Origin of the sequence: Streptococcus oralis (genome assembly GCF_001578945.1) — a bacterium.
GTDB classification, from domain to species: domain Bacteria; phylum Bacillota; class Bacilli; order Lactobacillales; family Streptococcaceae; genus Streptococcus; species Streptococcus oralis_Q.
Genome location: NZ_KQ969552.1, coordinates 283,616 through 290,678 on the forward strand (window position 1 = coordinate 283,616; position 7,063 = coordinate 290,678).

Sequence of the window (7,063 nt, forward strand, 5' to 3'; positions counted from 1 at the left end):
AAAAACAAAAAAGCTAGCAAGCGCTAACTTTTCTACTTATACAAGGAGGCATAGTGCCAATCAAAAATCGACTCCATTCCATAGATGACAGTTCTTAATATCGATATCTTCTGGCGTTCAAAACACTTCCTCTAACCTTATCTGGGAAACAAAAAAGAGCTAGCCAAAGCTAACTCTTATCCTATGCGGAGAGAGGGACTTGAACCCTCACGACCTAAAGCGGTCACAGGATCCTTAGTCCTGCGCGTCTGCCAATTCCGCCATCCCCGCGTCGATTACTTCACTAGTATATCAACTTTTAAAATCTTTGTCAACACTTTTTTCAGATTTTTTTCAAGGGGATCATTCTTGAATTTCAGCTAGATTTTCATCCAGTAATTTGGCTCCCAAAGTGTTCTTAAAATGTCCAAGAGCAAACTGATGATTTTCTGGCCAGATAGAGGCAACCGCAGGCTTGACAATCTCAATTTGATAACCTAAATTATAGGCATCAATAGCCGTATGAAGAACACAAATATCTGTCAAAACACCAGTTAAGATGACTGTATCAACTCGACGTTCTCGCAAACGAATATCTAGGTCCGTTCCTGAGAATGCTGAATAGTGACGCTTGTCCATCCAAAAGACACGACTATCAGAAACATGGGCTTGGTAAAAATCTGCTAGTTTTCCATACAAGTTGCGACCACTAGTTCCAATGATGTTGTGAGGTGGGAAAAGTTTACTCTCAGGATGAAAATCATCCCCTTCCTCATGAGCATCAATGGTGAAGAAAATATAGTCTCCACGATCAAAAGCCAGTCTGGTCACCTGATTGATTGCCTCTGATATGGCTTGAGCAGGAGCACCTGCTGTCAATTTCCCCTGATCTGCTACAAAATCCTCTGTATAGTCAATCGAGATTAAAGCCTTTGCCATTAGTAGTCCCTCTTTTTCACTTCCTCAAAGATATCTGAAATCAATACTTTGAGATAGGTTCCCTTCATTCCTAGTGAACGGCTTTCAATAATTCCTGCCGACTCTAGCTTACGAAGGGCATTGACAATCACTGAGCGCGTGATACCGATACGGTCTGCAATGACAGATGCAGTCAATTGTCCTTCATTTCCATTTAGCTCAGATAAAATAGCTGAAACAGCACGAAGTTCTGAATAGGAAAGGGTATTGACCGCCATGGTAACAGCGGTACGACGGCGAATATTCTTTTCATCCTCTTCACGTTGGAAGTTCAACAGTTGAATCCCTACCACCGTGCTCGCAATCTCGACAAGGATCAAGTCTTCATCTTCAAATTTCTTATCATTGCGCCAAATGATCAAGGAACCTAGGCGAATCCCTGATACATGAATGGGAGCAATGGTCGTCAAACCATCTGGAAAATCTGCACGGCTCTCTACAGGGAAAATGGTCAAATCATGTTCAACAGGAAGATTGGCTTCTGTATCATAGATCATGTTTGCCCCTTGTACATAGTCATCTGGGAAGGTTTTGGTTTGGAAAAACTGCTCTACGCGATCTGTATTGGTTTTATAGCGCATAAAATACCCCAAAAGTCGTCCCTTGCTATTGACAATACAGGCATTACAATCAATAATATCTGCTAGTTGACGTGTAATGGCATTATATGGAAGTTCATCCTGCATTTGCTCTTCTGAACGTTTTAAAATTGATGTAATTTTTCTTGTTTTTTCTAATAAATGTGCCATTTTTCACCTCGCATTTAATCGCTACCATTATAACATAAAGAACCTGAAATTTCAATAATTATCTGAAAATTGCTTATTGAATTGCAATTTTTAAAAGCAAAAATATTTTAGAAAATAGCAATTTTCTATTGACATTCTATCTTTATTTTGATATTATAACATTGTAAGAAGATGAATTAAAGTTCCCTTTCCTATCCCACCTTTCCTTTACTTTTGTGCATCTTCTTTTATCCTTGGTCTCCTTATATATAAAAGCGATCCACTTAGTGAATCGCTTTTTCTTATTTGTCTCCTTTGTTACGAATAACAAAGCCTGTTTTCTTTTCGCTTGAAGTGTTGCGAGGTTTTTTATTGTCTTTATTACGGTAACGTCTGTCTTTCTCAAAACGATCGTTCCCGCGACTGCCTTTCTTGAACTCATCACGGCGGCCACCACGACGGTTATCCCCTCGACGATTATCGCGTCCACGATTACCTCCAGAACGTCCATTTCCAGATGGTTTAAATGGCAGTGGTTTTTCACGCGCAATCTCCACTTCAGGAAGGCTGTCTGGATCTTGGACTGTCAGACTCAAGATATACATAGCCAATTCTTCTGGACTAAACTCGGCAGCTAACTTGCGAGCATCTTTAGTAAATTTCTCAAAGTTTCCACGAATAGCTTCGTCTGCGAAGTCTCGCTCGATTTTCTTGAGAGCCACTTGCTTCTTAGCTTGGAAGGCTTCTTCTGCTGTCGCTGGTTTCAAGCCTTTCATGCGCTTCTTAGTCAAGTTTTCAATAATTTGGAGATAACCCATTTCATTTGGTGCTACGAAAGTAATAGACTGACCTGACTTACCAGCACGACCTGTACGACCGATACGGTGAACGTAACTTTCAGGATCTTGTGGAATATCGTAGTTGTAGACATGGGTCACACCTGAGATATCCAAACCACGTGCTGCCACGTCTGTCGCAACTAGAACATCAAGATTGCCATTTTTAAAATCACGAAGGACACGAAGACGTTTGTTTTGATCCAAATCACCATGAATTCCTTCAGCACGGAAGCCACGGATTTTAAGTCCACGAGTCAATTCATCCACACGACGTTTAGTACGACCAAATACGATAGCAAGTTCTGGTTGTTCCACATCCATGAGACGTGTCATAGTGTCAAATTTTTCTTGCTCCTTAACACGGATATAGTATTGGTCAACCAATTCTGTTGTCAATTCCTTGGCAGCAATCTTGACATGCTCAGGGTCCTTCATAAACTGAACACCAATACGTTTGATAGCATCTGGCATGGTTGCTGAAAAGAGCAAGGTTTGACGATTTTCAGGGACACGGGAGATGATGGCTTCAATGTCTTCAAGGAAGCCCATGTTGAGCATTTCATCCGCTTCGTCAAGGATAAGAGTTTCAATGTCTTGCAATTTCAAGGCCTTGCGTTTAATCAAGTCCAAGAGACGGCCTGGTGTTCCTACCACGATGTGAGCACCAGATTTAAGGGCCTTGATTTGTTTTTCAATGCTGGAACCACCGTAAACTGAGCGAACTTTCACTCCCTTGCTACGGCCAAAACGGAACAATTCCTCTTGGCTTTGAACAGCAAGTTCACGAGTTGGAGCGATGACCAAGGCTTGGATGGTCGCTTCTTCTGTACGGATTTTTTCAAGAGTTGGCAAGCCAAATGCTGCGGTTTTCCCTGTACCAGTCTGGGCTTGACCAATGACATCCTTGCCTTCGAGAGCCAATGGGATGGTTTGTTCTTGGATAGGACTTGCTTCTACAAATCCAGCTTTTTCAATTTCTGCTAGCAATTCAGCAGACAAGTTAAATTCATTAAATTTCACGTTTTTCTTCTTTCTAAAGGTGGTGCGAAGCCACCCTATAGGGCTTTAGTGTATACTTTTCTTTTCATGACGTATCTTCTACAAAAATGAGATACCGTGTTGCTTCTTTTCCACGAAAGAAAAGTACTGGTTTCTTTGCAACTTATCTAGTATAACACAAGAGAGGGGCAAAAGATAGTAGAATCCTTTAGGAAAATCATGTAAACGATTTTCTAACAGTAAAGTGACCTGAAACTTGTTTTTCAAAGGATTTGAAGAGACCATTTCAAACTCACTTCATTTCCCGTAGCAGAATTGTGCAAAAAGTGTTTTCTTATGCTAGAATGAAAACCGAATAGGAGGACTATAAATGTTAACATATGATTTAATCGTTATTGGTTTTGGTAAGGCTGGGAAAACACTGGCTGGTAAATTAGCTTCAGCTGGCAAGAGAGTGGCTCTTATCGAACGTAGCAAAGCTATGTACGGTGGAACATGTATCAACATCGGTTGTATCCCAACCAAAACTTTGTTGGTTGCTGCTGAGAAAGATTTGTCTTTTGAAGAAGTCATTGCAACCAAAAATACTATCACTAGTCGCCTCAACGGTAAAAACTATGCTACTGTTGTGGGTACAGGTGTGGATATCTTTGATGCGGAAGCTCACTTCCTTTCAAACAAAGTCATCGAAATCCAAGCTGGTGATGAAAAACAAGAATTGACTGCTGAAACTATCGTCATCAACACTGGTGCTGTTTCAAACGTCTTGCCAATTCCAGGACTTGCTACAAGCAAAAACGTCTTTGACTCAACAGGTATCCAAAACTTGGACAAATTGCCTGAAAAACTTGGTGTCCTTGGTGGTGGAAATATCGGTCTTGAATTTGCAGGTCTTTACAACAAACTTGGAAGCAAAGTTACAGTCTTAGATGCCTTGGATACTTTCCTACCTCGTGCAGAACCTTCCATCGCAGCTCTTGCTAAACAATATATGGAAGAAGACGGTATTGAATTACTTCAAAACATCCGTACTACTGAAATCAAAAACGACGGTGACCAAGTCCTTGTCGTAACTGAAAACGAAACGTACCGTTTCGACGCTCTTCTCTACGCAACTGGACGTAAACCAAACGTAGAACCACTTCAACTTGAGAATACGGATATTGAACTAACGGAACGTGGTGCTATCAAGGTAGACAAACATTGTCAAACAAACGTTCCTGGTGTCTTTGCAGTCGGAGACGTCAACGGTGGACCTCAATTCACCTACATTTCACTTGATGACTTCCGCGTTGTCTACAGCTACCTTGCTGGAGATGGTAGCTACACTCTTCAAGACCGTCTCAATGTGCCAAACACTATGTTCATCACACCTGCACTTTCACAAGTTGGCTTGACTGAAAGCCAAGCAGCTGATTTGAAACTTCCATACGCTGTGAAGGAAATCCCTGTTGCTGCCATGCCTCGTGGTCACGTAAATGGAGATCTTCGCGGAGCCTTCAAAGCTGTTGTCAATACTAAAACAAAAGAAATTCTTGGAGCAAGCATCTTCTCAGAAGGTTCTCAAGAAATCATCAACATCATCACTGTTGCGATGGACAACAAGATTCCTTACACTTACTTCACAAAACAAATCTTCACTCACCCAACCTTGGCTGAGAACTTGAATGACTTATTTGCGATTTAAGAACCTGTATTCACTAACTAATTTTAGCGTTCTACGCGCAAAAAATTCAATTTAACAATTCATAAAAACACGCTGAAATCGGTATGCTTGAAAAATAACAAAGATGTCGGAAGCTGATTTTTATCTTCAATTTCCGTTATGAATACAGGTTCTAAGTTAAAAACTCATCTTAACTGACAGCCCTCTTTGGGCTGTTTTTGCTTCTTCGAAATCTCAAATCTGTCTTTTCCCTCTTTTATGATATAATAGAAACATGAAATTAAAAACTACTTTGGGCCTTCTTGCTGGGCGTTCTTCTCACTTCATCTTGAGCCATCTTGGCCGTGGAAGCACGCTCCCAGGAAAACTCGCCCTTCAATTTGATAAAGATATTTTACAAAATTTAGCTAAGAACTACGAGATTGTCGTGATCACTGGAACCAACGGGAAAACCCTGACAACTGCCCTCACTGTCGGCATTTTAAAAGAAATTTATGGTCAGGTTCTGACCAATCCAAGCGGTGCCAACATGATCACAGGGATTACAACAACCTTCTTAACTGCCAAATCTTCTAAAACTGAAAAAAACATTGCCGTCCTCGAAATCGACGAGGCCAGTCTTTCTCGTATCTGTGACTATATCCATCCTAGCCTTTTTGTTATCACTAATATTTTCCGTGACCAGATGGACCGCTACGGTGAGATTTACACGACTTATAAGATGATTTTGGACGCCATCCGTAAGGTGCCTACGGCTACAGTTCTCCTCAATGGTGATAGCCCGCTTTTCTACAAACCAGCTATTCCAAATCCTGTACAGTATTTTGGTTTTGACTTGGAAAAAGGACCAGCCAAACTAGCTCACTACAATACAGAAGGGATTCTCTGCCCTGACTGTCAAGGCATCCTAAAATATGAACTCAATACCTATGCAAACTTGGGTGCCTATATCTGTGAAAATTGTGGCTGCAAACGTCCTGACTTGGACTACCGTCTGACAGACTTAGTTGAGTTGACCAACAATCGTTCTCGCTTTGTCATTGACGGACAAGAATACGGAATCCAAATCGGTGGACTTTACAACATCTACAATGCCCTTGCTGCGGTTGCCATTGCTCGTTTCCTCGGTGCAGATTCGCAACGGATCAAGCAAGGATTTGATAAGAGTCGCGCTGTTTTTGGACGCCAGGAAACCTTCCATATCGGTGATAAAGAATGTACCCTCGTCTTGATTAAAAATCCAGTCGGTGCGACCCAAGCTATCGAAATGATCAAACTAGCTCCTTATCCATTTAGTCTATCTGTTCTCCTCAATGCTAACTATGCTGATGGGATTGATACTAGCTGGATCTGGGATGCGGACTTTGAACAAATCACTGACATGGACATTCCTGAAATCAATGCTGGCGGTGTTCGTCATTCTGAAATCGCTCGTCGTCTACGAGTGACAGGCTATCCAGCTGAGAAAATTACTGAGACAAGCAATCTGGAGCAAGTTCTCAAAACCATTGAGAACCAAGACTGCAAGCATGCCTACATCCTGGCTACCTATACTGCTATGCTTGAATTCCGCGAACTGCTGGCTAGTCGTCAGATTGTTAGAAAGGAGATGAACTGATGGTTTATACTTCACTTTCCTCAAAAGCTGGCAACTACCCCTATCAGCTCAACATCGCCCACCTCTATGGAAACCTCATGAATACCTACGGGGACAATGGAAACATCCTCATGCTCAAGTATGTAGCCGAAAAACTGGGGGCACATGTGACGGTTGACATCGTTTCTCTCCATGATAACTTTGATGAAAATCACTATGATATTGCCTTTTTCGGCGGGGGTCAAGACTTTGAACAAAGCATCATCGCAGACGACCT

The 7,063-nt window shown here is 41.7% G+C and carries 5 protein-coding genes, 1 tRNA gene and 1 pseudogene; 3 read left to right on the plus strand and 4 right to left on the minus strand.

What is annotated here, in order from left to right:
* Positions 1-184: 184 nt before the first annotated feature.
* The 4 genes from SORDD16_RS06820 to SORDD16_RS06835 all read right to left on the minus strand — a co-directional run bounded on the left by SORDD16_RS06820 (position 185) and on the right by SORDD16_RS06835 (position 3,544).
* Positions 185-270 (minus strand) — tRNA-Leu (locus SORDD16_RS06820).
* A 72-nt stretch (positions 271-342) separates the two neighbouring features.
* Positions 343-918, minus strand: coding sequence for a cysteine hydrolase family protein (locus SORDD16_RS06825; RefSeq protein ID WP_061452833.1), 576 nt, complete (start codon positions 916-918; stop codon positions 343-345).
* The gene (gene codY / locus SORDD16_RS06830) at positions 918-1,706 is read right to left on the minus strand and encodes a GTP-sensing pleiotropic transcriptional regulator CodY (protein WP_004246012.1); all 789 of its coding nucleotides are present in this window, start codon (positions 1,704-1,706) and stop codon (positions 918-920) included. The genes SORDD16_RS06825 and codY overlap by 1 nt, the downstream gene beginning before the upstream one ends.
* Before the next feature lie 281 nt (positions 1,707-1,987).
* A complete protein-coding gene (locus SORDD16_RS06835) occupies positions 1,988-3,544 on the minus strand; it encodes a degradosome RNA helicase CshA (protein WP_061452834.1) in 1,557 nt (518 codons plus the stop codon).
* Between the two features lie 349 nt (positions 3,545-3,893).
* Between SORDD16_RS06835 and SORDD16_RS06840 the strand changes: the two genes are divergently transcribed.
* The 3 genes and pseudogenes from SORDD16_RS06840 to SORDD16_RS11910 all read left to right on the plus strand — a co-directional run.
* Positions 3,894-5,210: an FAD-containing oxidoreductase gene (locus tag SORDD16_RS06840; RefSeq protein WP_061452835.1), complete on the plus strand. Its 1,317-nt coding sequence runs from the start codon at positions 3,894-3,896 to the stop codon at positions 5,208-5,210.
* A 253-nt stretch (positions 5,211-5,463) separates the two neighbouring features.
* Positions 5,464-6,807 (plus strand): lipid II isoglutaminyl synthase subunit MurT, encoded by a 1,344-nt coding sequence (murT, locus tag SORDD16_RS06845; RefSeq protein ID WP_061452836.1) that lies wholly within the window; start codon positions 5,464-5,466, stop codon positions 6,805-6,807.
* Positions 6,807-7,063 (plus strand): annotated as a pseudogene (locus tag SORDD16_RS11910) (glutamine amidotransferase); the annotation flags it as partial. The gene murT and the pseudogene SORDD16_RS11910, both read left to right, overlap by 1 nt.